The sequence below is a fragment of the Nocardia sp. JMUB6875 genome, assembly GCF_041154655.1.
In the GTDB taxonomy this organism is placed as follows: Bacteria; Actinomycetota; Actinomycetes; order Mycobacteriales; family Mycobacteriaceae; genus Nocardia.
Genome location: NZ_BAAFGR010000021.1, coordinates 21,946 through 48,725, shown reverse-complemented (window position 1 = coordinate 48,725; position 26,780 = coordinate 21,946). Strand labels below are relative to the sequence as shown.

The window sequence follows — 26,780 nt, the reverse complement described above, 5'->3', positions numbered from 1 at the left end:
AAATCATCAGCGGATGCGCATATGGGCATGCGTATTCGATACGGCGGTGCGGGTCCATTTCCGCTGCGCCGCACCGGCTCTCAGGGTGCGCGGACGTTATCGTCCGACTTCAGCCACTATAAGTAGACGTATACGTATAGCGCAACCCTGAGTCGACCCTGAACTTTTCCGGGATGGTCCCTGAGATCTAGCGGCCGCGCCGCTTACCCGGCTTCTTGGCGCCGCCCTGACGAGACTTGGCCGCCGGCTTCTTGGCCGGGACCGGTTTCTTCTTCTCCGGCTTCTTGACCGAAGGAGAGCGCGAGCTGCGTTCGGAGCGGCCGCGCACCACACCGACGAACTCCTCCACCAATTCGGTGGTCCGGTCGGCGGGCCAGGCCAGGGCGATCTCGGTCTCCGGCACGTCGGTGACCGTGCGATAGACCAGATCCTTGCGGTGGTGCAGGCGCGCGATGGAATGCGGGACGATGGCCGCGCCGCTGACCGCGGCCACCAATTCCATTGTCATGGCGGCATCGTCGAGGTCGGAGGCGTCCTGCATGCGCTCCTCGGTCAGGTCCTTCGTGGCGACCTGCTCGAACAGGGCGATCGGATGATCCTTGGGGACCACGACCACGGGCAGCTCGCGGTAGAGCGGGATGGCGCTCATGCCCTCGCGGTCGATGGGCAGGCGCACGAAGCACATGTCGACCGCGCCGTCGCGCAGCGCCGACTCCTGGTCCTTCATGGGGATCGGCCGCAGCTCGAGGGCGGTGCCGGGGAACCGGTCGGCCCAGATGCGCTCCCACTTGGTGACTGTCACACCGGGGACGAAGCCGACGCGCAGCCGCTCCAGGCCGTCCGTCTCCGGCGTGGGCTGGGTCGCCTCGGCCGCCGCCAGGATTTCCCTGGCCTCGTCCAGCAGGGCCTGCCCGTCCTCGGTCAACTGCGTCGGCTGCGCGCCCGGCACGAACAGTTTGGTATCGAGCTCTTCCTCCAGCTCGATGACCGTTCCGCTCAACCGCTGCCGCGAAATACCGAGGCTGCGTGCCGCCCTCGCGAAATGCAATTCCTCGGCAACCGCGACGAACCAGCGCAGGCGCGTCGTGTCGATGGACTCCAAGCGGCTCATTGGACCAAGGTTATTGCACCGGCCAGCAGGTTCGTCCGATGCGCCCGATACCCTTGATCGGTGAGCCCGGACAAGAACCCCCAGACCATGAAGCCGCTGACCGCGGCCGACAAACTCGGCATCTACCTCCCGGCAACCCCCGAGGAATTCCGGAACTCACCCGTCACCCGCGCCCAGCTCGAGGAGCTGCGCACGAATCCGCCGGAATGGCTGACCGAACTGCGCAAGACCGGCCCCTTCCCGCGGGACGTGGTGGCCCGCAAGCTCGGGATCTCGAACTCCGGCCTGGCCCGCAACGGCATCTCCGACGCGCTCACCACCGCCGAGATCGACGCCCTGCTCGCCGACCCGCCGACATGGCTGGTCCGCGAGCGCGAGAACCTCGTCGAGGTGCGCAAGGAAGCCGAGCGCGTCAAGGAGAAGGAGGCCACCCGCCGCGCCTCCTCCAACCGCCCGCCCAAGAACCGCTTCGGCGAGGGCAAGTAGTTCACAGTCGGCGCAGCACCCGATCTACCAGGTCGGGGGCCGCGCCGAGATAGTTCTCGGGGCGGAGCAGTTCGGCCAGTTCGGGTTTGGACAGGTGCAGGGCGATGTCCGGGGATTCGGCCAGCACCTCGACCAGGGGGCGGGTGGTGTTCTGGGCCTCGAAGGAGGCTGCCTGGAGGGTCTTCTTGGCGATCGGTTTGCCCAGGAGGGGGGCCAGGCGGATGGAGAGGCGTTCGGAGACTATCTGGCCTTCGGTGAGGGAGAGGTTTTCGGTCATGCGGTCGGCGTCGGCCATCAGGCCGGTGGCCAGTTCTACCGCGGTGTGGGCGGCGCCGCCGACCAGCATCAGGCATTCGCGCAGGGGCTGCCATTCGGCGTGCCAGGCGCCGGCCGGGCGTTCGTCCTCGGCGAGCAGGGCGCCGAACAGGGTCGAGGCCAGGGCCGGGACCTGGAGGGCGGCGGCGCGAATCATGGTGCTCAGGACCGGGTTTCGCTTCTGCGGCATGGCGCTGGACTCGCCGCGGCCGAGCGCCGCGGGTTCGAGGAGTTCGGCGGTTTCGTTGCGGGACTGGGAGATCACGTCGACGGCCAGTTTGCCGAGGGTGCCGGAGGTCAGGGCCAGCGCGGCGGCCAGGTCGGCGATCGGGGTGCGGACGGTGTGCCAGGGGGTGGCGCTCACCGTGAGGGAGAGTTCATCGGCGAATTCGTGGCTGAGGCGTTCCATGATCTCGCCCGCCGGGGCCTTCGACATCTCCGAGTCGGCGCAGCGGGCGCATTCGATGTAAGAGGCCAGAGTGCCTGCGGCACCGCCCAATTGGACCGGCAGGCCGTCGCGGACGCGGGTCAGGCGTTCGCGGGCGTCCAGCAGCCCCTGCATCCAGATCGCGACCTTCGCGCCGAAGGTCGTCGGGACGGCGTGCATGGCGAGGGTGCGCCCGGCGATCGGGGTCGTGCGGTGGCGGCGGGCCAGCTCGGCGAGCGCGGCGACGATGGTGTCCAGGTCGGCGATGATCACCGCCAGCACCCGGGACGCGATCACCATGGTCGCGGTATCGAGGATGTCCTGGCTGGTGGAACCGTAGTGAACGTAGTTGGCGCTCACCGGATCCACGTCCGCGACCGCGTCGTGCAGCCGCTCCACCACCGTGACCACCGGGTTCGCCGCCCCGCGCGAGGCCTGGGCGATCTCGCGGGTGTCGAACTCGTGCTCGCGCACCGCCGTCGCGAGATGCCCGGCGACGGTCTCGGGCACGATGCCCAGCCGGCCCTCGGCGCGGGCCAGCGCCAGCTCCACCTCCAGCATGGCCTCGATCCAGGCGTCGTCGCCCAGCAGGGACTCCACCGGCGTGCCCACCCCGACCGGGGCCAGCAGGCCGCACTCCAGCGTCATATCGTGCCTTTCACAATCGTCCGCGAGCTCGGAATGCCGTTGCACCCCGGGCAGATTCGGCGCGGGACCCTCGTACCGGTGGGCGGTGAGGATCTCGCGGGCGATGGCGTCGCCGTCGGCCAGCGTCACCGAATTGACGCCGGGGCGCGGGCCCGCCGCCGTCACCCAGCGCACCGCCTCGGTCGGGACCCCGAACGCGTAGCGGCGCTGATGGATTCGGCCGAGGGTGTCCACCGGATGATGCGAGCCGGGCGCGATGGCCAGACCGCCGGTCCGGTAGCGGCTGCCGTCCGGCGAGGCGATCACGTAGCCGCGCACCTCCTCGCGGCGCAACAGGTTGCGCAGCAGGGGATCCGCGGTGCGATGCAGGTCCGGGGCGGGCATCCAGGCATCGATGAGGGAATGTGCCGTTGTCGCCGAATCACCCACCAGGGGTGAATCGACCACGAAGCACTCGCGCCTGGTGTCCGCCCGGACCCGCATGCCGGGACCGGCGACCCGCACCACACCCGCGCGGATGAGGGCCGCCAGTTCCGAAATCCGGTGCGCCGGTGGGCCGATGGACAGAAAGGCGTTCATCGGCGTGTACCAGCGATCCAGGTCGTCGCGGTAGGAGGAGCCCGCGATGCCGCCGTGGTCGACCACCAGCCGGACCTCGTTGCGCAGGTCGCGCAGCACATCCAGGGCCGCCTTCACCGGGCCGTGCACATTGCCCAGGCGCGCCTGGTGCACATCGGCGTCGAGGTAGGCCAGCAGCCAGGCGTGGAAGTCCGCGGGGTCGGTGAAGCTGCGGCCGCCGGTGGGGTCGGTCAGGGCGTTCCAGTCCCAGCGGTCCGACTGCGGAATGCCGAAGCGGTTCAACAGTTCTTCGGCGTCCTCGGGGGTCGGGGCGATCAGGTAGCGGTCGCGGAAGGAGAGCAGCCGGTGCGGGCTGACGCGGTCGGCGATCAGGCGGGTGTAGTAGACCGACTCCACCTCGCGGGCGATGTGCGGCCAGACGTCGCGGCGGAAGGAGACATCGCCGAACTTCTTGGCGCGCAGGCGCAATCGGGCGATGCGGTCGGCGTTCAGCAGCAGCGGCTCGTAGCGGCCGTCGACGCCCTTCTGATTCTCGCCGCGCGCGTGATGCGGCACCCCGCGGCGGCAGCCGGTGACGATGAGCGGCTCCCGCCCGGAGGGGATGTACTCCAGGCCGCTGTCGGATTCCTTGAAGCGGCCGCCGCGGCCCGCGGTCAGCAGGGCCAGGTAGTCGAAGAAGGTCAGGCCCAGCCCGCGAATGATGACGGGCTCGTGCTCCCGGATGCGATCCAGGTCGGCGTCGGCGGCATTGCCGGGCGGAATGTAGGTCAGGCCAAGGTGATCCGCGGCCGTCACCAGGGATCCGGTGCCCGCCGACGGGGCCTCACCCAGGTGGCCCTGGGTGAGCACCACCGCGTGCAATCCGCGCAGGCGTTCGCCGGTGCTGAGCTCCAATTCCTGGAATCCGCCGGGTCCATCGTGGATATCCAGTGCGGTTGCCACGATTTCGCGCACCCGCACCCATTCGGCGTATCGGTCGCGCGTGCGTTCGAAGGCCCAGCGCAGATAATGGCCGTAGTAGGCGCGCGGCGGATACGTTTCCGGGGCGGTGCGCAGCGCCTCCCGGAATGCACCGGCGGGCAGACCCGCGAAATTGCCTATTTTGGCCAGGAAGTTGGACCATTCGTAGAGGCTGGGTCCGCGTTCCACCGGCCCGGCCATCTCCACCGTGTCATCGGTGAATATGGTGACCTGCTCCGCGACCGTGTTCATGAGCAGGTGCGACGACTGGTCGGTCCGCCACACCGCACCGGTCCCCACCTCGGTCGAGTCGATGAGCACCACATCGACACCGGCGGAGAAGCCTAGCTGCCGGGCATTGGCGCAAATCCGCTCGAAAACATTCAGACCTCTCGGACCGACTCCGACTATGGCGATCCGTAAAACATTGTCGAGCATGCAAACTCACCGATCGCGCTCGATTAACCGCGCCCGAATCCGGGCACTCGGCCGACATTAGCGCGGGGCGCACAGGCGCTCAAGAATGAACGGTACGGTACGCCTTGTTCGCCGCAATTGTCGAAAAATAGTTTGCTGGAGCGGCATACACAGCAAACCGGCCCGCAAGCCGAACAGCTTGCGGGCCCGTTGGTTTCGCATTTCTCAGTGGGTCGCGACCGCCAGTTGCCGATCGGGTGCCGCCGCCGTGGGAGCACCCCGCCGCTCCAGCGCCTCGGCCAGGAAGGCCAGCGCCAGCGCCGAAACCGCCAGTCCCACACCGACCCAGTTCGATGCCGTGTAGTCGAACCCGGCGGCGATCACCAGTCCGCCCAGCCACGCCGCGATCGCATTGCCGAGATTGAACGCGCCGATATTCATGGCCGAGGCCAGCGTCGGGGCGGCATGGGCCTGGTCCAGCACCCGCTTCTGCAGCGACGGCACGGTCGCGAAGCCGAGCACGCCGATCGCGAAGAGCGTCACCGCGGCCGCCACCTTGTCGTGCGCGGTCACCGTGAACAGGCCCAGCGCGATCGCCAGCCCGGTCAGCGGCAGCACCAGCATGAGCAGCGGCGCACGGTCGGCGAACTTGCCGCCCACCAGGTTTCCGACGAACATGCCCGCGCCGAACACCACCAGCAGCCAGGTGACCGCCCCGTCGGAGAAGCCGGCGGCCTCGGTCATCATCGGCGCGATGTAGGTGATCGCCGCGAATACGCCGCCGAAGCCCAGCACCGTCATCGCCAGGGCCAGCAGTACCTGGATGTTCTTGAACGCGGCCAGTTCGTGCCGCAGGTGCACGCCCTCGGGCTTCGGCAGATCCGGCACCAGCTTGGCGACGCCGAGCAGCCCGGCCACCCCGAGCGCGGCCACCAGCGCGAAAGTGATTCGCCAGCTGGAACTCTGACCGATGAACGTCCCCAGCGGCACGCCGATCACATTGGCCAGGGTGAGGCCGGTGAACATCATGGCGATGGCCCCCGCCTTCTTCTCGGGTGCGACCAGATCGGCCGCCACCACCGACCCGATGCCGAAGAACGCGCCGTGCGTCAGCGAGGCGACCACGCGGCCCACGAGCATGATTCCGAACACCGGGGCGAGGGCGGACAGCAGGTTCCCGGCGATGAACAGGCCCATCAGCAACATGAGCATGCCCTTGCGCGAGACACGGGTGCCGAGTGCGGTCATCACCGGCGCGCCGAGCATGACGCCCAGGGCATAGCCGGTGACCAGCCATCCGGCGGTGGGTATGGAGACCCCGTAATCCCCCGCGACCTCGGGCAACAGGCCCATGATCACGAATTCCGTGGTGCCGATCCCGAAGGCCCCGATAGCGAGGGCGAGCAGCGCGAGTGGCATGGATACACCTTCCGAGCAAGAGTTGCAGGAGCGCCTTACGTGCGTTCACAATAATTGCAGACGCGTACTAATTGCAAGCGCGGGCTATCTCGAAGTTGGTCTATCCTGGTATGAACCCCCTCCGACCAGAGGAATCGCGATGACCGCCACCGACCCCGCACTGACCGCCCTGTCCCAGGGCTGGTGCGCCCTGTCCCTGCTGCACGGCAAGATCGAGGCCCACATCGAGCGCGCCCTGCAGTCGGCCCACGACCTCAGCGTCCGCGAGTACTCCCTGCTCGACGTCCTCTCTCGCCAGCACACCGGCGACGGCGGCATGCTCCAGATGAAGCAGGTGGCCGACGCCGTCGTGCTGTCCCAGTCCGCCACCACCCGCCTGGTGACCCGTCTCGAGGATCGCGGTCTGCTCGAGCGCTACCTCTGCCCGCACGACCGCCGGGGCATCTACACCCAGGTGACCGACGCCGGCCGCGCTCTACTGGAACAGGCGCGCCCCACCAATGACGCCGCCCTGCGCGAGGCCCTCGACGCCGCCGCCCGCAATCCCGAACTCGCTCCCCTGGTCCGGACGGTCGAAGGCCTCAACGCAACCGTCTGACCGAACCCGCCCACGCGACCGATTCGGGACTCCCGCAACACATTCCGGCAGTAGGTTCGCAGACATGCCACTGGGACATCTCGGGATCAACGTCAGCGATCTGGCGGGCGCGCGGAAGTACTACGACGAATTGATGCCGCTGCTGGATTACGAGCCGCTGCTGGCGGATGACACGCAGTTCGCGTACTGGCCCGCGGGGCGGAAGCCGGGGACTTACGTGTTCTTCTATCCGGCGGAGACACCGGGGTATTCACGGGCGTTGCCGGGATTGCAGCATCTGGCGTTCATGGTGCCGACGCGGGCGGCGGTGGAACGGGTGCACAAGTGGGCGGCGGGGCGCGGGGACGAGATCCTGCACGCGCCACGGGAATTCCCGCAGTATCCGCCGCCGTACTACGCGACGTTCTGGAACGGCTTCGACGGGATCATGCTCGAAGCCGTGTGCCACAAGGACGCGTGACGGGTCAGCAGTAGTAGCAGACGCCGTTCGCGGGAAGCTCGGTGAAGCAGGAGGCGCAGACGGCCTTGCGGGGCTCGGGTTCCGGCTTCGGGGTGGAGACCGGACCGGCCGCGGTCACCCGGCGGGGAGCGCCGCCGTTGCGCGGGACCAGGGGCGGGATGCCGCCGTCGGTCGGGATCTCGGCGCCGTAGGCCGCATAGCACTGCCAGCGGGCGTAGGCGGCGTGCACCTCGAGGTCGGCCGGAATCGGCAGGTGCGCCAATTCCAGTACGTACTTGTAGCTTTCGCTGACCTTGTGGTTCTGCTTGACACACAGGGCGGTCAGCGGCGGTTCACCGGCATTGTGGCAGCGGCGCGCCACCTTGCGCAGGATGGCGTCCATCCAGGTGCGCGTGGGAGCGTTGGTCCGGATGCCGGACATCTCCTGAATCTGCTCGGCAAGTTCGTTCACGGTCACGAAATGGCCGTAGCCGGAAGCAGTTTCGGCCAGCACCTCATGTGCGGCCAGTGCCCACGCGACGGATGCGTCGCGGAAGGTCACCGTCTCGTCGGAATTCGTACGCCAGGCACCAGAAGTCGTTGCAGCATCCCTCATAGCCCAACCAAGTTAGCGCCTGAACGGGGCGACACGCCAATTCCCTTTGGATATACAGTGTTTCGGTTTGGTCACACTCGGGTAGGGGCTCGCATGGCAACTACCGACTCGCAGAAAAACAACCAGAAATAGGAAAGGCCCGCTTCCCAATTGGGAAGCGGGCCTTTCGCTTACGACCGTTTCAGTCGAGGAGCAGGCCTACTTGGCCTTCTCCAGGACCTCGACCAGACGCCACCGCTTGGTGGCGGACAGCGGACGGGTCTCCATCAGCTGCACGCGGTCGCCGATGCCGGCGATCTCGTTCTCGTCGTGCGCCTTCACCTTCGAGGTGGTGCGGATGATCTTGCCGTAAAGCTTGTGCTTCACGCGATCTTCCAGCTCGACCACGATGGTCTTGGTCATCTTGTCGGAGACGACGTAGCCGATGCGCACCTTGCGCGAGCCACGCTCCTCCTGCTTGGCCGGCGTCTTGGCCGGGCCCTTTACGTCGCTCATGCGGCGTCTCCCTTGCCTTCAGGACCGGAGGCCAGCCCGAGCTCGCGCTCGCGCATGACCGTGTAGATGCGCGCGATCTCGTGGCGGACCACGCGCAGGCGGCGGTTGTTCTGCAACTGACCGGTCGCCATCTGGAAGCGCAGGTTGAACAGCTCTTCCTTGGACTCGCGCAGCTTGGCGACGAGCGCCTCATTGTCGAGCTCGCGGAGCTCTGCAGTCGGATTAGCGGTAGCCATCAGAACTGCTCCTCCCTGGTCACGATCCGGCACTTCATCGGGAGCTTGTGCATCGCGCGGCGCAGGGCCTCACGAGCGGTCTCCTCGTTCGGGTAAGAAAGCTCGAACATGACCCGACCGGGCTTCACGTTCGCGATCCACCACTCGGGCGAACCCTTACCGGAACCCATTCGGGTTTCGGCCGGCTTCTTGGTCAGCGGGCGGTCCGGGTAGATGTTGATCCAGACCTTGCCGCCACGCTTGATGTGGCGGGTCATCGCGATACGAGCGGACTCGATCTGACGGTTGGTCACGTAGGCGGGCTCCAGAGCCTGGATGCCGAACTCGCCGAACGAAACCGCGGTGCCGCCCTTGGCCATACCGGAGCGCTTCGGGTGGTGCTGCTTACGGTGCTTGACCTTGCGGGGCATCAACATAGGTCAGCCCTCCTGGTTCTCTGCCGGAGCCTCCGCGACGGCAGTCGCGGCACGCCCGGCCTCGGTGCTGGTCGCGGTGGTGCCCTGGGCACCGCTGCGACGGGGGCGGCTCGGACGCTCGCGACGCGGGCGGTCGTCACGGTCGCGGCCGGACGGGGCCACCGCGGTGACCTCACGCTTGCCGCCGACGATGTCGCCCTTGTAGATCCAGACCTTCACGCCGATGCGGCCGAAGGTGGTCTTCGCCTCGTACAGGCCGTAATCGATGTCGGCGCGCAGCGTGTGCAGCGGCACGCGACCCTCACGGTAGAACTCCGAGCGCGACATTTCCGCGCCGCCGAGGCGGCCGGAGCACTGCACACGGATGCCCTTGACGTTCGGCGAACGCATGGCCGACTGGATGGCCTTGCGCATCGCGCGACGGAACGCCACACGGTTGGACAGCTGCTCGGCGACACCCTGAGCAACCAGCTGAGCGTCCGACTCGGGGTTCTTGACCTCGAGGATGTTCAGCTGAACCTGCTTCTTGGTGAGCTTCTCCAGCTCGGCGCGAATGCGGTCGGCCTCGGCGCCACGACGGCCGATCACGATGCCCGGACGCGCGGTGTGGATGTCCACACGCACACGGTCACGGGTGCGCTCGATCTCGACCTTCGAGATGCCGGCCCGCTCCATGCCATTGGCGAGGAGCTTGCGGATCGCGACGTCTTCCTTCACGTAGTCCGCGTACTGCTTGTCCGCGTACCAACGCGACTTCCAGTCGGTGGTGATACCGAGGCGGAAGCCATGGGGATTGATCTTCTGTCCCATTTACTTTGCCCCTCCCTTCCGGCGGCTACGAGTGGCAGCGCCGGCGGTGGGCACGCTCTCGACCTCGATGGTGATGTGGCTGGTGCGCTTGCGGATCCGGAACGCGCGGCCCTGGGCCCGCGGCTGGAAACGCTTCATGGTCGCGCCCTCGTCGACGTAAGCCGTCGAGATGACCAGGGTCGCCGGGTTCAGGCCGAGGTTGTTCTCGGCGTTGGCGGCCGCCGAAGCGACAACCTTGGCGACCGGCTCGCTGGCGGCCTGCGGCGCGAACTTCAGGATGTTCAGCGCGTCCTCGACTCGCTGGCCGCGGACCATGTCCACGACGCGGCGAGCCTTCATCGGGGTCACGCGAACGTGCTTCGCGGTCGCGCGCGCGGTCGGGTTCTGAGTTTCAGTGCTCATCGCCGCTTGCTCTTCCGATCTTCCTTGACGTGGCTCTTGAACGTACGAGTCGGCGCGAATTCACCGAGCTTGTGTCCAACCATGTTCTCGGACACGAACACCGGCACGTGCTTGCGGCCGTCGTGGACCGAGAACGTGTGGCCGATGAAATCCGGGATGATGGTGGAACGACGCGACCAGGTCTTGATGACCTGCTTCGTGCCCTTCTCGTTCTGGACGTCCACCTTCTTGAGGAGGTGTCCGTCGACGAACGGGCCCTTCTTCAGGCTACGTGGCATCTTTAACCTCCTCCTTAACGCTTCTTGCCGCGGCGGCGGACGATGAGCTTGTCGCTCGGGCGGTTGGGCTTACGGGTGCGGCCCTCGGGCTTGCCCCACGGGGAGACCGGGTGGCGACCACCGGAGGTCTTACCCTCACCACCACCGTGCGGGTGGTCGACCGGGTTCATGACCACACCACGGACGGTCGGGCGAACGCCCTTCCACCGCATACGGCCGGCCTTGCCCCAGTTGATGTTCGACTGCTCGGCGTTGCCGACCTCGCCGATGGTGGCGCGGCAGCGCACATCGACGCGACGGATCTCACCGGAGGGCATACGCAGAACGGCGTAGGCGCCTTCCTTACCCAGCAGCTGGATGGACATGCCCGCGGCGCGAGCCAGCTTGGCGCCACCGCCCGGACGCAGCTCCACCGCGTGGATGGTGGTACCGGTCGGGATCGAGCGCAGCGGCAGGTTGTTGCCGGGCTTGATGTCCGCGCCGGGGCCGGACTCGATCTTCGTGCCCTGGGAAATGCCCTTGGGCGCGATGATGTAGCGCTTCTCGCCATCGGCGAAGTGCAGCAGCGCGATGTTGGCGGTGCGGTTCGGGTCGTACTCGATGTGAGCGACCTTGGCCGGCACGCCGTCCTTGTCCAGGCGACGGAAGTCGATCAGACGGTAGGCACGCTTGTGGCCACCACCCTTGTGGCGAGTGGTGATGCGGCCCTGCGCGTTACGGCCACCGGTCTTGCTCAGCGGACGCAGCAGCGACTTCTCGGGGGTCGAGCGGGTGATCTCGGCGAAATCCGAGACCGAGGCACCGCGGCGACCCGGGGTTGTCGGCTTGTACTTACGAATTGCCATGAGTTCTTCTGCCTTTCTGAAGTCCCCGCCGCTTACGCGACCGGGCCTCCGAAGATCTCGATGGGCTTGCTGTCGGCCGAGATCGTCACGAGCGCGCGCTTGGTGTCCTTGCGCTTGCCGTAGCCGAAGCGGGTCCGCTTGCGCTTGCCCTGACGGTTGGCGGTGTTGACGCTGGTCACCTTGACGCCGAAAACCTTCTCAACGGCAATCTTGATCTGCGTCTTGTTCGAGTCCGGGTGCACCAGGAAGGTGTAGGTGCCGTCTTCGATCAGCCCGTAGGACTTCTCGGAGATCACCGGCGCGAGCAGGATGTCGCGGGGGTCGGCGATGGTGGTCACTTGCTCTCCTCCTGTGCAGCTTCGGCGGGGCCGTGCACGAAGGCGTTGAGCGCCTCGACCGAGAACACGATCTCGTCCGACTTCAGGACGTCGTAGGTGTTCAGCTGGTCCGGGGCGATCGGGTGCACGCCCTGCAGGTTCGCCACGCTCTTCCACGCGGTGACATCTTCGCGGCCGACGACGACCAGGATGTTCTTCCGCTCCGAGAGCTCGGCGAGGAAGGACTTGGCCGACTTGGTCGACGGGGTCTGACCCGCCACCAGCTCGGTGATCACGTGGATGCGCTCGTTGCGAGCCCGGTCCGAGAGGGCGCCCCGCAGCGCGGCGACCTTCATCTTCTTGGGCAGACGCTGCGAGTAGTCGCGCGGCTGCGGGCCGTGGACGGTGCCACCGCCGGCGAACTGCGGCGCACGGGTCGAACCCTGGCGCGCACGGCCGGTGCCCTTCTGGCGGTACGGCTTCTTGCCACCGCCGCGGACCATGCCGCGGGTCTTGGTGGCGTGCGTGCCCTGGCGAGCCGCGGCCTGCTGGGCCACGACGACCTGGTGCATCAGCGCGATGTTCGCGGTCACGTCGAAGATCTCCGCGGGGAGCTCGACGGTGCCCTCGGTCTTGCCGCCAGCGGCCTTGACCGTGAGCGTCAGGTTGGTCTTGGTCTCGGTGCTCATGCCCGGGCACCACCCTTCACTGCACTCTTGACGATCACGATGCCGCCGGTGCGGCCCGGGATCGCGCCCTTGATCAGCAGCAGGCCGTTCTCGGCATCCACCTTGTGGACCGAGAGGTTCTGCGTGGTGACGCGGTCGTTACCCATACGGCCCGACATGCGCATGCCCTTGAAGACACGGCCCGGGGTGGAGCAACCACCGATGGAACCCGGACGACGGTGCACGGCCTGCGCACCGTGCGAGGCACCCTGGCCACGGAAGCCGTGGCGCTTCATGGTGCCCGCGAAGCCCTTGCCCTTGGAGGTGCCGGTCACGTCGACGTAGGAGCCGGCCTCGAAGACATCGGCGTTGATCTCCTGGCCGACCTCGAAGGCGGCGACGTCGGCGACGCGCAGCTCGGCGATGTGGCGGCGAGGGGTGACACCGGCCTTGGCGAACTGGCCGGAGACCGGCTTGTTCACCTTGCGCGGGTCGATGGCGCCGTAGGCGACCTGGATGGCGGCGTAGCCGTCGCGCTCCTGGGTCCGGATCTGGGTAACGACGTTCGGGCCCGCCTTGACGACGGTCACGGGAACGACGCGGTTCTTTTCGTCGAAGACCTGGGTCATGCCGAGCTTGGTGCCCAGGATGCCCGCGGCCGGACGAGTCTTGTTGTCAGTCATATTCGAAGTCCCCGTCACTGAATGTTGACGTCGACGCTGGCCGGCAGGTCGATGCGCATCAGGGCATCAACCGTCTTCGGCGTCGGGTCGAGGATGTCGATAAGCCGCTTGTGCGTACGCATCTCGAAGTGCTCGCGCGAGTCCTTGTACTTGTGCGGCGAACGGATGACGCAGTAGATGTTCTTCTCGGTGGGCAACGGCACCGGGCCGACGACGCGGGCACCGGTACGGGTCACCGTCTCGACGATCTTGCGCGCAGACGCGTCGATCGCCTCATGGTCGTAGGCCTTGAGCCTGATGCGGATCTTCTGTCCCGCCACGCTGAGTGTCCTTTTCTCCGCTTACGTTGTGGCCCAGAAGCTTTCACTTCCGAACCACCCTCATTTGCACAGCCCGAACACACGAAGACGCATCAGCCACCACACGACCGCAGCCCTCGGGCCCGATCCATCGCCGCTGTTCATCTGTCATGGTTCATCCGGTCCACGCGGTCGGGCGTGTCGCTCCGCCGCTCATTCCTCGGCCCGGACCAAAATCCTGTAAGCCTCGGAACATTGTTCCGGACGCACCCACGCCGCAATCCAGCGGGGTGCAAAATTGGGTCTTTCTCACCCACCACCTGCGCTGATCCAACGGAAAAGACGCAACCCGGTGTGGGCAACCCGAATAGTATGCCTCGAGCCATGGGGGCAGTTCAAATCGCCCCCTCCCCCACCCCGCGGACCGATGGCCCAGCTCACAGTGGGTGACGCGAACCGGGCAAGCCGGGCATGAAGAGCGCGACGGACGGAGCGCGAAGTGATCTCGCACACCGGCCGCCGCTACACCTCAGCGATCGAGGAGGTCCTCGACGTAGTAGTCCCAGCCGCCGAGGTCCTCGACCAAGAGGAAGTTGCCGCCGCGGAACTTCGCGGGATCGACCAGGGCCAGGCTGACCTGGCCGCCGGGGGTGTCCGCGGCCTCACCGACCGTCGAGGACATGGTGGGGTACACCATGCCGTCGCCCAGTCCCATCCCGGAGAAGTACGGATCGAGCGCGATCCGGTTGTGCGCCTGATTGATCTGGGTGATCGCGGCCGGGATCCAGCTGCGGGACAGCGCCACGGTCTCGTCGTGGTTGAGGTCCACCACCACGAGGATGCCGTCGCCCGGATTGATGTACGGCGTGAAGGCCGCGGCCGATCCGGCCGACGCGGTCGTGGCGGCCGCGGCCCCCGCGAGTGCGATGCCAACTGTGGCCACCGCGGTGCGAATACGCATGATTTCGAGAACTCCTCTTTCAGGTCGCGCTCCCCGCGCAACCCTCCCATGCAACAACCAAACCGCTCGGTTTCGCGCGTCGATTTCGGGCGGTGACGGATTCGACGACCGATCCAGCCGCATCCTTACGAATCGGGCGCGCGGGTCACCCTTCCGGTTAACTTACTTCTGAGTAAGATAGCGGCATGGGTAAAGAGACCGCTACTTATCGCGGGTGGAAGAAGCTTCCCGACAATCGGGTCGGGCATACGTTGTTCTCGCTCGGGATGGTGGCTCGGGTGCCGTACTTCGGGACCGTGTTGCCGAGTGTGGTGCGGCTGGAGCCGGGGTTGTGCGAGGTGACCGCGCCGAAGTGGTTCGGGATTCACAATCACCTGGGGACGTTCCACGCGATCGCGGCGTGCAACCTGGCCGAGGTGGCGATGGGGATGCTGTCGGAGGCGACCGTGCCGGAGACACATCGGTGGATTCCCAAGGCGATGAACGTGCAGTACCTGGCGAAGGCCAACTCGGGGCTGCGGGCGGTGGCGAAACTGCCTGAGGTGCCGGACTTTTCGACCATCACCGAGGGTCAGGACCTGATCGTGCCGGTGTCGATCTACGACAAGGCCGGACTCGAGGTCGTGCACGCGGACATCACCACCTGGGTGACGCCGAAGTAGGCGGCGCGAAGCCGGAGGCAGCCTGGCGTCGCCGGGGCGGGGCTGTTTGAATGCGAAGTATGAGTGGCCGGGAGGTCGGTGCTGCCGCCGACGTGTGTGTGGTGGGGCTCGGGCCCACGGGACGGGCCTTGGCTCATCGCGCGATGGCGGCGGGGATGCGGGTCGTCGCGATCGATCCGCGGCCCACGCGGCTGTGGGGGCCCACGTATTCGTGCTGGGTGGACGAGCTGCCGGAGTGGTTGGGGCACGGCGCGATTGCCAGCCGCATCGACGCGCCGGTGGTGTGGACCAAGGCCGAGCATCGGATCCCGCGGCCGTATTGCGTGCTGTCCAAGCAGGGCCTGTTCGACGCGCTGCCGCTGGACGACGCGACGGTGATCACCGGCCGGGCGCGCACGGTGCAGCCGCATCGGGTGGAGCTGGCCGACGGCACCGAGGTGCGGGCCGCCACCGTGTTCGACACCCGCGGGCAGGCCGCGCCGGGCCAGCGCAGAACCGCCAGCGCGCACGGTATTTTCGTGGACGAGGACATCGCCGCGCCCATGGTGACCGCCGGTGAGGGCCTGCTGCTGGACTGGCGCGACGAGAACGGCGCGGGCCCGGACGAGCCGCCGTCGTTCCTGTACTCGGTGCCGCTGGGCGACGGCACGGTGATCTTCGAGGAGACCAGCCTCGGCCTGCGCGGCGGCATGCCGCAGCACGAGTTGCGGCGGCGCACGCTGAATCGGCTGGCGGCGCACGGGATTCGGCTGCGCGGCGACGAGCCGACCGAGGCCGCGCACTATCCGCTCGACGGGGTGCCGCCGAAAACCGGTCGCGGACAGGTGATTCCGTACGGCTCGCGCGGCGGCATGATGCATCCGATCACCGGCTACTGCGTGGCGGATTCGCTCGCGCTGGTCGACACCGCCCTCGACGCGATCTGGCGCGGCGACGATCCGGTCGCGGCGCTGTGGACGCGCGAGGCCCGGCTGGTGCATTGGATGCGCATGCGTGGCGTGTACGGCCTGGGCCGCCTCACCACCGCCCAGTCGATCGCCATGTTCGACGCGTTCTTCACCCGCCCGCCCCGCCAGCAGCGCGCGCTGCTGTCCGCCCACGACGACTACACCGCCCTGGGCGCGGCCCTGTTCATGACGGTCGCCACCACCTGGCCCTTCCGCTGGCGCTACGACCTGGTCGGCTGGACCAACCGAAACCGCTGGGTGAACTGGGATTACGGGCGGGCGCGCCCGGAGACCGACCTGCTGCTACCCGAGGACAGCCCCAGCTCCTGACCCTCAGACCCAGTTCTCGATCCAGTACTTCCAGATGATCGAGGCGTAGGCGGCCAGCGGCGGGACCTTGATATCGGTCCCGGCGAGCGCGGCGGCGGTGTGGCGGGAGTCGAAGCGGCAGGCGAATTCGCTGTCCTCGATGACATCGGTGGGGATGCCGACCTGGCGCAGCGCCCAGCCCATGCCGGGCACGCGCAGCGTCATGTCGAGGGTCTGCTTGGGCATGACCTCGATCAGGTGCGGTGCCCCGGCCTCGTCGGCGAAGAGGTTGAAGACCTCCGCGACGCTCTGCTCGCGCGGATCCACCAGGTGGTAGGTGGAGGGTCCGTCGCCGGGCCGGTGCGCGATGTGGTCGAGGGCGCGCGCCACGAAATCGACCGGGACCATATTGGTTTCGCCGAGTTTGGGCGCGACCACGGGCAGGATGCGCGGCAGCTGGGCGGCCATGCGCAGCACCCGGAAGAAGTAGTACGGCCCGTCGATGCGGTCGATCTCGCCGGTGCGGGAGTCGCCGATGACGATGGACGGCCGGTAGATGCGCCACGGCACCTCGGTCTGCTCGCGCACGTCCTGTTCGGCGCGCAGCATGGCGCGCTGATAGGGGGTGGGCAGCAGCTGGCCGACGTCGGTCATGTCCTCGGTGAACAGGCCCTCCCACGCCCCGGCGATGCGCGCGGTCGAAACATGGTGCAGCCGTCCGGCTTCCAGCATGGCCGCGAGTTCGGCCACCCGCCGGCTGCCGCCGCCCGCCCCGACCGCGTCGAAGCCGGCGGCCAGGTGGAAGACGTGGTCGATCGAACCGCGGTGCGCGGCAATCCAGCCCGAATCGATGCCGAGCCCGGGCGCGGCCAGGTCGCCGCGCACCGGGCGCACCCGGTCGCGGGCGTCCCAGTCGCGCAGGCAGCGGTTGAAGCGCAGCACGGAGTCCTCGCCGGGACGCACCAGCACGTGCACGTCCGCGCCGCGTTTCAGGAGTTCGGGAACCAGAAATCGACCGATGAACCCAGTTGCCCCGGTAACCAGGTAAGCCATGGGGCAACCTTAACGTGACGCGGGCCACATCCCGATCGGGGCTCGGCAAACCTCCCAAACCCCGCACACCACGCGAACTTTCGCGGGCGTGTCAGGGTTCGGGAGGCGCGTGTCTAAGCGCCGGTCTCCGCCGCCCGCCGGTAGCCGCGGATCGCGGGGTAGGCGAACACGACGATCATGCCGATGGTCCACGCGAGTGTCTTCAACAGCGGCGTGGCGATGGGCCCGTCCAGCGACAGCCCCTTCATGGCGTCGATGGCCGTGCTCATCGGCTGGTTCTCCACCGTCTTCTGCAACCAGGTCGGATAGGCGTACACGGGAACGAATCCGGAGTTGAAGAACATCAGCAGGGTGTTCACGATGCCGATGACCGCCACCAGCAGCACGCCCTCCGTAAGCGTCGCCAGCGCGGTGATCATGACCGCGAATCCGATGGCGAACAGCACCGGAATGGCGATCATGGCGATCGATGCCGCGGGCCCGTACCAGAACCGGAAGCCCAGCGCGACCCCCACCACCAGTACGAACAGCGAGGTGATGAGCACCCGGACGGCCTCGGCCAGCAGGCGTCCGGTGAGCCCGGCCGCCCGGTGGACGGGCATGGTATAGAACCGCCCGAGCAGTCCGGTCGCCTTCTCGACCTTGAAGCCGAGCGCGCTCACGATCGAGCCGGACATGGCGGCCACCAGCATGACCAGCGGCACGTAGCCGTAAATGGCCGGTATGTGGGTGAACTTGGCGATCGAGTCGCCCAGCACGATCCGGAACATGATCAGCGTCGCCGCCGGGTAGACGAGCGTCTGAATCGTGGTCGAGGTGTCGCGCATCCAGCCCGTGAGCAGTCGCTTGCACTGGATCAGGCTCTGCTCCACCCAGATCGAGAGCGCGCGCTCCGATCGCGGCTTCACCACGGGCAGCGGCTGATGCCCCGCCCACGAATCTTCGACCACTGAATCCTTGTCGACCGAATCGGTCGCCACCGCACTGCTCATGCTCGCCTCACACTCGCCCAGACCGCCAGCGGCGTGAAGACGATCGCGCCGCCCACCAGCCACACCAGCGGCACCCAGAACACGTGCCATGTCACACCGTGATCGGCCATGTCCCGCAGCGCGAAGGAGAACTGCGAGATCGGTTGATTACGCACGAACGGCCGCACCCAGGCGGGGAATCCGCCCTCGGGCACGAAGCCGCAGGACAGCATGCCGAAGATCAGCGTCGGCAGCGTCAAAGCCTGACTGAGGGATTCGGGACTCTTGGTCAGCGACCCGAGCCCGTCGGCGCCGACGGCCAGCACCGTCCCGACCGCGAGCGAGAACACGCAGAACAGCACCGCCTGCCCGAAACCGGCCACGAAGCGGAAGCCGATCATGTGGCCCCAGCCCAACGCCGCGATGAGCGAGACCACCGAGCGCACCAGGCCCGCGGACTGCCGGGACACCAGCGGCACCATCTTGCCGATGGGCATGGTCTGCATACGGGTGTTGAGTCCGGTCATGGCCTCGAACGCTGCCAGCTGCGCGTTGGACATCATGGTGAAGGACATGGTCTGCAGCACGATGATCGGCATCACGAACTGCGCGTAGTCGATGCCGCCGAACTGCATGACGTACTTCAGCGGCAGATAGAAGCCGAGGGTGAAGACCAGCGGGATGATCACCGCGACGATGAGTTCGCCCTTGGTGGCCATGACCCAGACGATGCGCCCCGTGAGCGCGCGCCACTGCGCGAAGCTGTTGGGCCGGGCCGGGGGGACATCGGCGAAGAGGTCGGCGCCGCGCGCGTTTTCGACAGTGGTCATGCGGTGCCCTCCGCGTCGGCGAGTTCCTTGCTGCCGTGCCCGGTGAGGGTGAGGAACACGTCGTCGAGCGAGGGGCGGCGCAGGCCGATGTCGGCGAGCTTGACCCCGGCGCCGTCGAGCCGGCGCAGCGCCTCCGACAGCGTGACCGCGCCGTCCGGGGCCGGAATCGAAAGCCGGTCGGACCCGGCCAGTTCCGCGCGGACCGCCTCGGGCACCAGATCGCCGAGCGCGTCGGCGGCGGTGCTCAGCTGGGTGGGATCCAGCGGCACGACCTCGCAGTAGCTGCCGCCGGTCTTCTCCTTGAGGGCGTCGGCGGTGCCCTCGGCGATGACGGTGCCCTTGTCGATGACGATGATGTTGTCGCTGAGCACGTCGGCCTCTTCGAGGTACTGCGTGGTCAGCAGGACGGTGATGCCCTGGTTCTTGAGCGCGGTGACCAGGTCCCAGACGCCTTGGCGCGAGCGCGGATCCAGGCCGGTGGTGGGTTCGTCGAGGAACACCACCTCGGGCCGGACCACCAGGCCGCAGGCGATGTCCACGCGACGGCGCATGCCGCCGGAGTAGTGGCGCACCGCGCGGCGGCCCGCGCCGGTGAGGTCGAATTCCTCGAGCAGGGTGTCGGCGCGCTGCCGGGCGGCCTTGCGGGGCAGGCCCATCAGGCGTCCGAAGAGCTCGAGGTTCTCGCGGCCGGAGAGGTTCTCGTCGAGGGCCGCGTACTGGCCGGTCATCATGATGGACCGGCGGACCGCGGCGGGATCCTTGTTCACGTCGTGCCCGGCGATGCGGGCGGTGCCGGAGTCGGGGCGCAGCAGGGTGGACAGGACCTTGACCGTGGTGGTCTTGCCCGCGCCGTTGGGGCCGAGGATGCCGAGCACCTGGCCGCGGGCGGCGGTGAAGCTGATGCCCTGCAGCGCGTGCACCTCGCCGAAGGACTTGCGGACGTCTTCGACGTAAACGGCCGGATCGTCGGGTGTCACGGATTCCGGTCTGTCCAAGCTGGGCATCAACTCTCCACTATTGCTGGTCGGGCTGAACGATGTCGCCCCGGTGACGGGTCCCCACAACCCCGCCGGGGGTAGGTCGCTACCGCCCGCAGGGATGATCCACACCGTCGGTCGTGATGTTACCGGCGCATCCGAAACGCTGACGTTCATTAGCCGAAGCAGCTATTTCCAAACTGTGCCCTTGGTCACAAACCGACAGGTTCATGAATAGCCGCTGATCCGGGCGCAGACCGGCCGGTATGCGGCAACTTCGCTACCTTGTCGCATCTGCGACTCGAACCATAGTCTGGCTGCACGGGGAGAGACATTCCCGGCCACGAGAGGTTGACCATGGCCGAGTCGGCGCAGCCGGCAACAGGGCGCGCTGAGGCGGGCCGATCGAAGAACACTGTCGCGGGCCGATCGAAGGTACTGACGTCCTACGACCCACGGACCGGGGAGGTCGTGGGCGAGTACGCCAGTATGGGCGCGGGGGAACTCACCCGCACCGTCCGCTCGGCGCACAGCGCCGAACACTGGTGGGCGGCACTGGGTTTCGACGCGCGCAAGCGCTGGCTGCTGGATTGGAAGCGGGCCATCGCCCGCGGCACCCGGGATCTGGTCGAACTGATCTCCAGCGAGACCGGCAAGCCGCGCCTGGACGCCGCCATCGAAGTGACGCTCGCCGTCGAACATCTGGATTGGGTTGCGCGCCATGCCGGGCGGACGCTGGGCCGCACCAACCGGCTCAGCGCCTCGCTGCGGCGCGACTCCACCGGCACCATCGGCCATCTGCCGCTGGGCGTGGTCGGGGTGCTCGGCCCCTGGCACAATCCCGTTCTCACGCCGATGAATTCGATCGCCGGGGCGATGGCCTCGGGCAATGCCGTGGTGTTCAAACCCAGTGAGCTGACCCCCGGCGTGGGCGCCTGGCTGGCCGACACCTGGAACCATCTGGCCCCGAATCAGCCTGTGCTGCAGGTGGTCACGGGCGACAGCGCCACCGCCGCCGCACTGTGCCGCTCGCACGTGGACAAGCTCGCCTACGCCGGTTCGAACGCGGGCGCGCGCGAGGTGGCCGCGCTGGCCGCGCAGTCGTCCACTCCCCTGGTCGTCGAGCAGGGTGGACGCGGCGCGATGGTGGTGCAGGTGGACGCCAAGCTGGATGCCGCCGCAGCGGCGGCCGTGTACGGCGCGATGGCCAATGCGGGACAGCAACCCGCGGGTGTGCGGTGCGTGTACGTCGCCGATTCGGTGTACGAGCCGTTCCTGGAACTGGTCGCCGATCAGGCCAAGCGGCTGCGGCCAGGTGCGGATCGCCGCGCCTCCTACGGCCCGATGATCCTGGAGTCGCAGATCGAGGTGGTGCGCCGGCAGGTGCGCGATGCGGTGACCCGGGGCGCGCGGCTGGTGGTGGGGGGCCTGGATTCGATCCGCGAACCCTATATCGAGCCGATCGTGCTCACCGACGTGCCCGAGGTGAGCAGCGCGGTCACCGGCGAGCCGGTGGGCCCGGTGCTGGTGGTGAACCGGGTGGCCACCATGGACGAGGCCGCCGAGCGGGTGAACGCCGCCGAGAACCCGCGCACCGTCGCGGTTTTCACGCGCGATGTGCGCAGCGTGCCGGAGTTCGCGGCGCACCTGCGCAGTGAGCTGATCACGGTCAATTCGGCGCCCGTCTACGGTGTGCACGGCCCGGGCCGCATTCGTAATCCGCAGGTGCTGCGGGAATTCGCCCGCGCGCAGACGATCACCGAGAAACATCCGTCCGACCAGATCACCTCCGGGACGTTCGAGAAGCATCCGCGGCGGCTGCGCGTGGCGCGCGCCCTGTTCCGCATGCGGCACCGGGTCTGAAGACGGAACCGAGTCCGATTGCCGCCGAAGGCTATTCGGCCGGTTGCGCGCCCAGCAGCACCGCCCGCATGAGCGCGCTCACCCGGGCCAGGTTCTCCGGCCGCCCGTCGAAGCGGATGCGCCGCCCGACATCGGCGACCTGGGCGATGGCCGCGTGCACCCGGAAGCGGGCCTCGATCTGATCGCCGTCGAGCAGGTTGGCCCATTCCAGCACGTTCTGCCGCTGGATCGAGCGCAGCCGATGCTGTTCGGAGGCGGGCAGATTGGAGAATTCGGAGAAGTACACGGGCAGGATCTCCGGCATGGCGAAGGTCATGCGGGCGAAGCGGTCGGCGATGCGCGCGGCCGCGTCGGCGCGGCTGGTGGCCTCGGCCAGCGCCTCGTTATTGGCGATGGCGACCCGTTCGCCGGTGCGGTGGAAGGCCGCGGCCAGCAGGTCGGCCTTGCTGGCGAAGTAGCGGTAGACGCTGGAGGCATTGATGCCCGCGGCCGCGCCGATCTCCTCGATGCTGGCCTCGTGGTAGCCCTGCCGCCCGAAGATGCGGATGGCCTCGGTGAGCAGCTGCTCGCGCTTGGAGATGACGGGCAGCCCGCGCACGATGGGGTCGCCGACGGCCGGGGCGGGCGCGGGCGGCAGCTCGCAGCGCAGGATGTCCCAGCAGATGTCGACGATGAGTCCGGTCAACCGGGTGGTGGACAGCGCGGTGCGATGCGCGGTGATCGAGCCGATGGCGCTCAGCACGGCGGCGGCGCGCAGCTGGATGTCGGCGGGATCCGCCTCGGGGTAGAGCTCGGCGATGGGCGCGGCCACGGTGTCGTGCAGTTCGTTGTAGATGACCCGGATGCGGTCGCGGTCCGCGCGCTCCAGATAGCGCCGCTCCCACCGGTACAGCCCGCCCTCGCGGCGCACGTCGATGGTGTACTCGGCGATGCCGCGGATCAGCGCGGTGAGTCTCGGTTCCGGTTCCAGCTCCGGATTGTCGGCGGCCTCGGCGGCGTCCAGCAATTGCTGTGCACCGCCTTCCGCGGCGGCCACCAGCAACGCGTACTTGTTGCGGAAATGCCGGTACAGGGCCGGGCCGGAGATGCCCACCTCGGCCGCGATCTCGTCCACGCCGACCGGGTGGTAGCCGCGTTCGGCGAAGGCTCGCGCCGCTACCCGCACGATTTGGACCTTGCGGTTCTTGGGGCGGCGACGGGGACCGGATTCGCTGTCGATTGCCCCGGATTGACCTTCTGGTCGCGCGGAAGCGAGGGCGGCCTCGCTGCGATCGGCGACCATACGGTTTCTCCTTCTCTACGGCACCGGCTGTTGACAGTGCCGGACGAACGACCTTAAGTTAACCACAATTCGCAAACTTGAACACAGTCTGCGGCAATGCCGCCGCATATATATCTGGGAGCGCCCGATGAGCGACATCGCGACCACGACGGGTTACACCGCGATCCTGGACGGGCGGGTGCTTCGCATCACCCTCACCAATCCCAAACGCAAGAACGCCATCGACTACGACACCATGGCGGCCCTGGGCGACACCATCCGCGCGGCGTCGACGAACCCCGCGGTGCGGGTCATCGTGGTGACCGGCGAGGGCGGCGACTTCTGCACCGGCGCGGACTTGTCCGCCGCCGACGAGTACACCGCTCGCGGCATCACCAACGAGATGATCCTGGACGCGGCCAACGGGATGGTCAAAGCCATTGTGGAGGCGCCGATTCCGGTCATCGCCCGGGTCAAGGGCTCGGCCGCGGGTATCGGGGTGGCCATCGCGCTGGCCGCCGATCTAACCTACCTGTCCGAGGACGCCTACCTGCTGCTGGCCTTCATCAATATCGGGCTGATGCCCGATGGCGGTGCGGCGGGCCTGGTCGCGGCGGCCGCCGGTCGCCCGCTGGCCGCCGAGATGGCGCTGCTGGGCGAGCGGCTCCCGGCGCGCGACGCGCTGGCGCACGGCCTGGTCGCGGGCGTCTACTCCGAGGCGGGGCTGGACGCCAAGGTGGAGGCGGCGGTCGACAAGCTCGCGCACGGTCCGCGCCGCGCCCTCGAACTCACCAAGCAGGCTCTCGGCACCGCCGCGCTGTCCTCGTTCGACGCCGTGCTGGCCGCCGAGAAGTCCGGGCAGTGCGAACTGCTGGACTCCGCCGATTTCGCCGAGGGCGCGGCCGCCATGCTCCAGAAGCGCAAGGCCGTCTTCGCCGAATAGGCTGGGCGTCAGTTCTTTCCGGTGACGGTCAGGTAGATCAGCACCACGTTCAGCGTGGTGATGATGGCCGCCACCAACCAGGCCAGGCCGGTGGTGAGGCGGCGGTTGACGTCGCTGCCCATGATGGCCCGGTCACTGGTGAAGCGCACCAGCGGAATGAGCGCGAGCGGGATGCCGAAGGACAGCACCACCTGCGAAATGATCAGCGCCCGAGTCGGATCGATGCCGAGCGCGAGCACCACCAGGGCCGGGATCAGTGTGATGACGCGGCGCACGACCAGCGGGATGTGCCGGTGCAGCAGGCCCTGCATGATCATGGCTCCCGCGTACGCGCCCACCGAGGTGGAGGCCAGACCCGAGGCAAGCAACCCGACCGCGAGCAGCAATCCGGCCACCGGCCCGAGCACCTCGACGACCGCGGCGTGCGCGCCCTCGATGGTGTCCACGCCGTCGCGCCCGCGCAGGGTGCTGGCGGCCATGAGCAGCATGGCCAGGTTCACCGCGCCCGCCAGCAGCATGGCCAGGCCGACGTCGTAACGGGTGATGCGCAGCAAGCGCTTTCGCGGCGCGCCCTCCTCCGGATGCCCGTGCCGGTCGCGGGCCATGCCGGAGTGCAGGTAGACCACGTGCGGCATGACGGTCGCGCCGATCATGGCGGCGGCCAGCAGCACGCTGCCGGAGCCTTCGAAGCGCGGCAGCAGGCCGCCGACCGTCTCCGTCGCCGAGGGCGGCGAGATGAACACGGAGGCAAGGAATCCGATGGCGATGATGCCGAGCAGGCCGGTGATGACGCGCTCGAAGGGCTGCTGGCCGCGGTGGTTCTGGATGAGCAGCAGGATCATCGAGACGGTGCCGGTGATGACGCCGCCGACCATGAGCGGCAGGTCGAACAGCAGGTTCAGGGCGATGGCGCCGCCCACCACCTCGGCGAGATCGGTTGCCACGGCGACGGTTTCGGCCTGCGCCCAGTAGGCCAGGCGGACCGGGCGGCTCGCCTTCTCCCGCACCACCTCCGGCAGGGACTTGCCGGTGACCAGGCCCAGTTTCGCCGAGAGGAACTGCACCAGCCCGGCCATGATGTTGGCCATGACGATGACCCACACCAGCAGGTAGCCGTATTGCGCACCCGCGCTGATGTTGGACGCGACATTGCCGGGATCGACATACGCGATGGCGGCAACGAAGGCCGGGCCCAGTAAGACCGTGGCCGATCGCGCTCGCTGGAACGGGCTGCGCTGGTCTTCGGCCAAACTGGTACTCACAAGAAGAGTTTACGGGTTCCCGAACTTTTTGTTTAGCCCCTCCTACCAAGCTGTGACCTTACCCATAACCGCAAGGCCGGTATAGAAAAGCCGACCGCCCCGGCGTATCTACGCCGGGGCGGTCGATTGTTTTGTCCCAGTGGACTTTCGGCTAGAGGCCGAGGCCCTGCGCCAGCACCGGCCAGGAGTTGATGAACTCGTCGTTCCAGTAGCCCCACGAGTGGGTGCCGGTGGCCCGGAAGTTGTAGGTGGCCGGGATGCCCAGCGAGTTCAGCTTGTTCGCCAGGTTGTGGCTGCAGTAGTTGGTGCCCGCCTCGATGACGCCGCCGATGATGAGCTGGTTGGCCAGGCCGTAGCCGCCGGGCAGGGTGTAGGGCCCGTTGAGGGTGTCCCACTGGCCGGGCAGACCGCTGCCGGAGGAGATGTAGAGGTTGATGCCACGCAGCTTCTCGGCATTGATGACCGGATCGTGCTCGGCCCACTCCGGCGAGTTCGACGGACCGTACATGTTCTCGAGCTTGCCGCCGCCCCAGGTCTCGACGGTCAGGCGCATGAATTCCTGACCCTGCGGGTCGGCCATCTGCGCGCAGCCGGAGTAGGCGGCGACGGACTTGTACAGGTCCGGCCGGGCCTCGGCAAGGGTCAGCACGGTGGTGCCGGAGGTGGAGATGCCCGCGACGGCGTTGACGCCGTTGGTGCCCAGGGCGGCATCGATCAGCGGGGGCAGTTCCTCACTGAAGAAGGTGGTCCACTTGTTGCGGCCCAGTACCGGATCGTCGTTGTCCCAGTCCTGGTAGTAGGACCACTTGCCGCCGATGACCTGCACGACATTGACGTTCTTGTCGCCGAGGAAGCCGCCGACGATGTTCGTCTTCTTCACCCAGGAGGCGTCGTCCTGACCGCCGCCCGCGCCATTGAGCAGGTACAGGGTCGGGCGCGGCACCGAGGCGTCGGCGGGCCGCTGCACATCGACCGGGTAGGTGGCGCCCATGGCCGCGGAGTAGACGTAGAGGCGGATGTTCCGCTCATCCTTCATCTCGGCCTTGGTGATCTTGGAACCGTCCGCCGACACCGGATCGGCCAGCAGCTTCTTGCCGTCGATGATCGGGTCGGCGGAGGCGGTGCCGCCACCGACGCCGGCCATGAGACCGGTGAGAACCGCGGTGGCAGCGAGGAAGGCCGCGGCCCGCAACCCGCGCCGCCCGTTCCGGACATGTCGACGAATCAATGTTTTGCACCTTCATCTCGTGTCGAATTCGGCCCCCGACAGACCATAC

30 protein-coding genes are annotated in these 26,780 nt (G+C 67.8%); 7 read left to right on the top strand and 23 right to left on the bottom strand.

Annotation, left to right across the window (positions count from 1 at the left end; translation table 11 throughout):
- Window positions 1-187 precede the first annotated feature (187 nt).
- The gene (locus ACAM49_RS07970; protein ID WP_369634795.1) at window positions 188-1,111 is read right to left on the bottom strand and encodes a LysR family transcriptional regulator; all 924 of its coding nucleotides are present in this window, start codon (window positions 1,109-1,111) and stop codon (window positions 188-190) included.
- A 60-nt stretch (window positions 1,112-1,171) separates the two neighbouring features.
- Here ACAM49_RS07970 and ACAM49_RS07965 point away from each other — a divergent pair, with 60 nt between their 5' ends.
- The gene (locus ACAM49_RS07965) at window positions 1,172-1,597 is read left to right on the top strand and encodes a DUF5997 family protein (RefSeq protein WP_369634794.1); all 426 of its coding nucleotides are present in this window, start codon (window positions 1,172-1,174) and stop codon (window positions 1,595-1,597) included.
- Window position 1,598: 1 nt separating this feature from the next.
- Here the strand turns inward: ACAM49_RS07965 and ACAM49_RS07960 are convergent, their stop codons facing one another.
- On the bottom strand, window positions 1,599-4,964 hold the full coding sequence (locus ACAM49_RS07960; protein ID WP_369634793.1) for an FAD/NAD(P)-binding protein: 3,366 nt from the start codon (window positions 4,962-4,964) through the stop codon (window positions 1,599-1,601).
- A 204-nt stretch (window positions 4,965-5,168) separates the two neighbouring features.
- Window positions 5,169-6,362, bottom strand: coding sequence for an MFS transporter (locus ACAM49_RS07955; RefSeq protein WP_369634792.1), 1,194 nt, complete (start codon window positions 6,360-6,362; stop codon window positions 5,169-5,171).
- 139 nt (window positions 6,363-6,501) lie between these two features.
- Between ACAM49_RS07955 and ACAM49_RS07950 the strand changes: the two genes are divergently transcribed.
- Both ACAM49_RS07950 and ACAM49_RS07945 read left to right on the top strand, forming a co-directional pair.
- Window positions 6,502-6,960, top strand: a complete 459-nt coding sequence (locus tag ACAM49_RS07950; RefSeq protein ID WP_369634791.1) for a MarR family winged helix-turn-helix transcriptional regulator — start codon at window positions 6,502-6,504, stop codon at window positions 6,958-6,960.
- A gap of 64 nt (window positions 6,961-7,024) precedes the next feature.
- Window positions 7,025-7,420, top strand: a complete 396-nt coding sequence (locus tag ACAM49_RS07945; RefSeq protein WP_369634790.1) for a VOC family protein — start codon at window positions 7,025-7,027, stop codon at window positions 7,418-7,420.
- Between the two features lie 4 nt (window positions 7,421-7,424).
- Here the strand turns inward: ACAM49_RS07945 and ACAM49_RS07940 are convergent, their stop codons facing one another.
- From ACAM49_RS07940 to ACAM49_RS07880, 13 genes are all read right to left on the bottom strand, one after another.
- Window positions 7,425-8,015, bottom strand: a complete 591-nt coding sequence (locus tag ACAM49_RS07940) for a hypothetical protein (RefSeq protein WP_369634789.1) — start codon at window positions 8,013-8,015, stop codon at window positions 7,425-7,427.
- A gap of 198 nt (window positions 8,016-8,213) precedes the next feature.
- Window positions 8,214-8,510 carry a 30S ribosomal protein S17 gene (gene rpsQ / locus ACAM49_RS07935; protein WP_157388622.1) on the bottom strand — a complete coding sequence of 99 codons (297 nt, stop codon included), beginning with the start codon at window positions 8,508-8,510 and terminating at the stop codon, window positions 8,214-8,216.
- The gene (gene rpmC, locus ACAM49_RS07930) at window positions 8,507-8,746 is read right to left on the bottom strand and encodes a 50S ribosomal protein L29 (protein WP_040804215.1); all 240 of its coding nucleotides are present in this window, start codon (window positions 8,744-8,746) and stop codon (window positions 8,507-8,509) included. Before rpmC ends, rpsQ begins: the two co-directional genes overlap by 4 nt.
- Window positions 8,746-9,162: a 50S ribosomal protein L16 gene (rplP, locus tag ACAM49_RS07925; RefSeq protein WP_040804212.1), complete on the bottom strand. Its 417-nt coding sequence runs from the start codon at window positions 9,160-9,162 to the stop codon at window positions 8,746-8,748. Before rplP ends, rpmC begins: the two co-directional genes overlap by 1 nt.
- A gap of 3 nt (window positions 9,163-9,165) precedes the next feature.
- Window positions 9,166-9,972 (bottom strand): 30S ribosomal protein S3, encoded by an 807-nt coding sequence (gene rpsC, locus ACAM49_RS07920; RefSeq protein WP_040804208.1) that lies wholly within the window; start codon window positions 9,970-9,972, stop codon window positions 9,166-9,168.
- Window positions 9,973-10,374 carry a 50S ribosomal protein L22 gene (rplV, locus tag ACAM49_RS07915; protein ID WP_040804205.1) on the bottom strand — a complete coding sequence of 134 codons (402 nt, stop codon included), beginning with the start codon at window positions 10,372-10,374 and terminating at the stop codon, window positions 9,973-9,975. It abuts the gene before it with no gap.
- Window positions 10,371-10,652, bottom strand: coding sequence for a 30S ribosomal protein S19 (gene rpsS / locus ACAM49_RS07910; RefSeq protein WP_040804204.1), 282 nt, complete (start codon window positions 10,650-10,652; stop codon window positions 10,371-10,373). The genes rplV and rpsS overlap by 4 nt, the downstream gene beginning before the upstream one ends.
- 14 nt (window positions 10,653-10,666) lie before the next feature.
- A complete protein-coding gene (gene rplB / locus ACAM49_RS07905; RefSeq protein WP_369634788.1) occupies window positions 10,667-11,497 on the bottom strand; it encodes a 50S ribosomal protein L2 in 831 nt (276 codons plus the stop codon).
- 32 nt (window positions 11,498-11,529) lie between these two features.
- Window positions 11,530-11,835, bottom strand: coding sequence for a 50S ribosomal protein L23 (gene rplW / locus ACAM49_RS07900; RefSeq protein ID WP_033091018.1), 306 nt, complete (start codon window positions 11,833-11,835; stop codon window positions 11,530-11,532).
- Entirely contained in the window at window positions 11,832-12,503 is a 672-nt protein-coding gene (rplD, locus tag ACAM49_RS07895; RefSeq protein ID WP_040804200.1) for a 50S ribosomal protein L4, read from the bottom strand. Before rplD ends, rplW begins: the two co-directional genes overlap by 4 nt.
- Window positions 12,500-13,165 (bottom strand): 50S ribosomal protein L3, encoded by a 666-nt coding sequence (gene rplC / locus ACAM49_RS07890; RefSeq protein ID WP_369634787.1) that lies wholly within the window; start codon window positions 13,163-13,165, stop codon window positions 12,500-12,502. Before rplC ends, rplD begins: the two co-directional genes overlap by 4 nt.
- A gap of 14 nt (window positions 13,166-13,179) precedes the next feature.
- On the bottom strand, window positions 13,180-13,485 hold the full coding sequence (gene rpsJ, locus ACAM49_RS07885) for a 30S ribosomal protein S10 (RefSeq protein ID WP_040804197.1): 306 nt from the start codon (window positions 13,483-13,485) through the stop codon (window positions 13,180-13,182).
- Between the two features lie 508 nt (window positions 13,486-13,993).
- Window positions 13,994-14,425, bottom strand: coding sequence for a hypothetical protein (locus ACAM49_RS07880; RefSeq protein WP_369634786.1), 432 nt, complete (start codon window positions 14,423-14,425; stop codon window positions 13,994-13,996).
- A gap of 185 nt (window positions 14,426-14,610) precedes the next feature.
- Here ACAM49_RS07880 and ACAM49_RS07875 point away from each other — a divergent pair, with 185 nt between their 5' ends.
- Window positions 14,611-15,087: a hotdog fold domain-containing protein gene (locus ACAM49_RS07875; RefSeq protein ID WP_369634785.1), complete on the top strand. Its 477-nt coding sequence runs from the start codon at window positions 14,611-14,613 to the stop codon at window positions 15,085-15,087.
- 59 nt (window positions 15,088-15,146) lie between these two features.
- Window positions 15,147-16,364 (top strand): lycopene cyclase family protein, encoded by a 1,218-nt coding sequence (locus tag ACAM49_RS07870; RefSeq protein WP_369634784.1) that lies wholly within the window; start codon window positions 15,147-15,149, stop codon window positions 16,362-16,364.
- Window positions 16,365-16,367: 3 nt separating this feature from the next.
- Here ACAM49_RS07870 and ACAM49_RS07865 read toward each other — a convergent pair whose 3' ends face one another.
- From ACAM49_RS07865 to ACAM49_RS07850, 4 genes are all read right to left on the bottom strand, one after another.
- Window positions 16,368-17,396, bottom strand: coding sequence for an SDR family oxidoreductase (locus tag ACAM49_RS07865; RefSeq protein WP_369634783.1), 1,029 nt, complete (start codon window positions 17,394-17,396; stop codon window positions 16,368-16,370).
- 113 nt (window positions 17,397-17,509) lie between these two features.
- On the bottom strand, window positions 17,510-18,388 hold the full coding sequence (locus tag ACAM49_RS07860) for an ABC transporter permease (protein ID WP_369634782.1): 879 nt from the start codon (window positions 18,386-18,388) through the stop codon (window positions 17,510-17,512).
- Window positions 18,385-19,197: an ABC transporter permease gene (locus ACAM49_RS07855; protein ID WP_369634781.1), complete on the bottom strand. Its 813-nt coding sequence runs from the start codon at window positions 19,195-19,197 to the stop codon at window positions 18,385-18,387. Before ACAM49_RS07855 ends, ACAM49_RS07860 begins: the two co-directional genes overlap by 4 nt.
- Complete coding sequence (locus ACAM49_RS07850) at window positions 19,194-20,201, bottom strand: ATP-binding cassette domain-containing protein (protein ID WP_369634780.1); 1,008 nt, start codon at window positions 20,199-20,201, stop codon at window positions 19,194-19,196. The genes ACAM49_RS07855 and ACAM49_RS07850 overlap by 4 nt, the downstream gene beginning before the upstream one ends.
- A 330-nt stretch (window positions 20,202-20,531) precedes the next feature.
- Here ACAM49_RS07850 and ACAM49_RS07845 point away from each other — a divergent pair, with 330 nt between their 5' ends.
- Window positions 20,532-22,037 carry an aldehyde dehydrogenase family protein gene (locus ACAM49_RS07845; RefSeq protein ID WP_369634779.1) on the top strand — a complete coding sequence of 502 codons (1,506 nt, stop codon included), beginning with the start codon at window positions 20,532-20,534 and terminating at the stop codon, window positions 22,035-22,037.
- A 31-nt stretch (window positions 22,038-22,068) separates the two neighbouring features.
- On the opposite strand, the gene ACAM49_RS07840 is transcribed toward ACAM49_RS07845, so the two are convergent.
- Window positions 22,069-23,319, bottom strand: a complete 1,251-nt coding sequence (locus tag ACAM49_RS07840; RefSeq protein ID WP_369634778.1) for a TetR/AcrR family transcriptional regulator — start codon at window positions 23,317-23,319, stop codon at window positions 22,069-22,071.
- A gap of 127 nt (window positions 23,320-23,446) precedes the next feature.
- Between ACAM49_RS07840 and ACAM49_RS07835 the strand changes: the two genes are divergently transcribed.
- Window positions 23,447-24,241, top strand: a complete 795-nt coding sequence (locus ACAM49_RS07835) for an enoyl-CoA hydratase-related protein (RefSeq protein ID WP_369634777.1) — start codon at window positions 23,447-23,449, stop codon at window positions 24,239-24,241.
- A gap of 8 nt (window positions 24,242-24,249) precedes the next feature.
- Here ACAM49_RS07835 and ACAM49_RS07830 read toward each other — a convergent pair whose 3' ends face one another.
- On the bottom strand, window positions 24,250-25,503 hold the full coding sequence (locus tag ACAM49_RS07830; RefSeq protein ID WP_369634776.1) for an Nramp family divalent metal transporter: 1,254 nt from the start codon (window positions 25,501-25,503) through the stop codon (window positions 24,250-24,252).
- A 151-nt stretch (window positions 25,504-25,654) separates the two neighbouring features.
- Complete coding sequence (locus ACAM49_RS07825; RefSeq protein ID WP_369634809.1) at window positions 25,655-26,647, bottom strand: alpha/beta hydrolase; 993 nt, start codon at window positions 26,645-26,647, stop codon at window positions 25,655-25,657.
- Window positions 26,648-26,780: the final 133 nt, after the last annotated feature.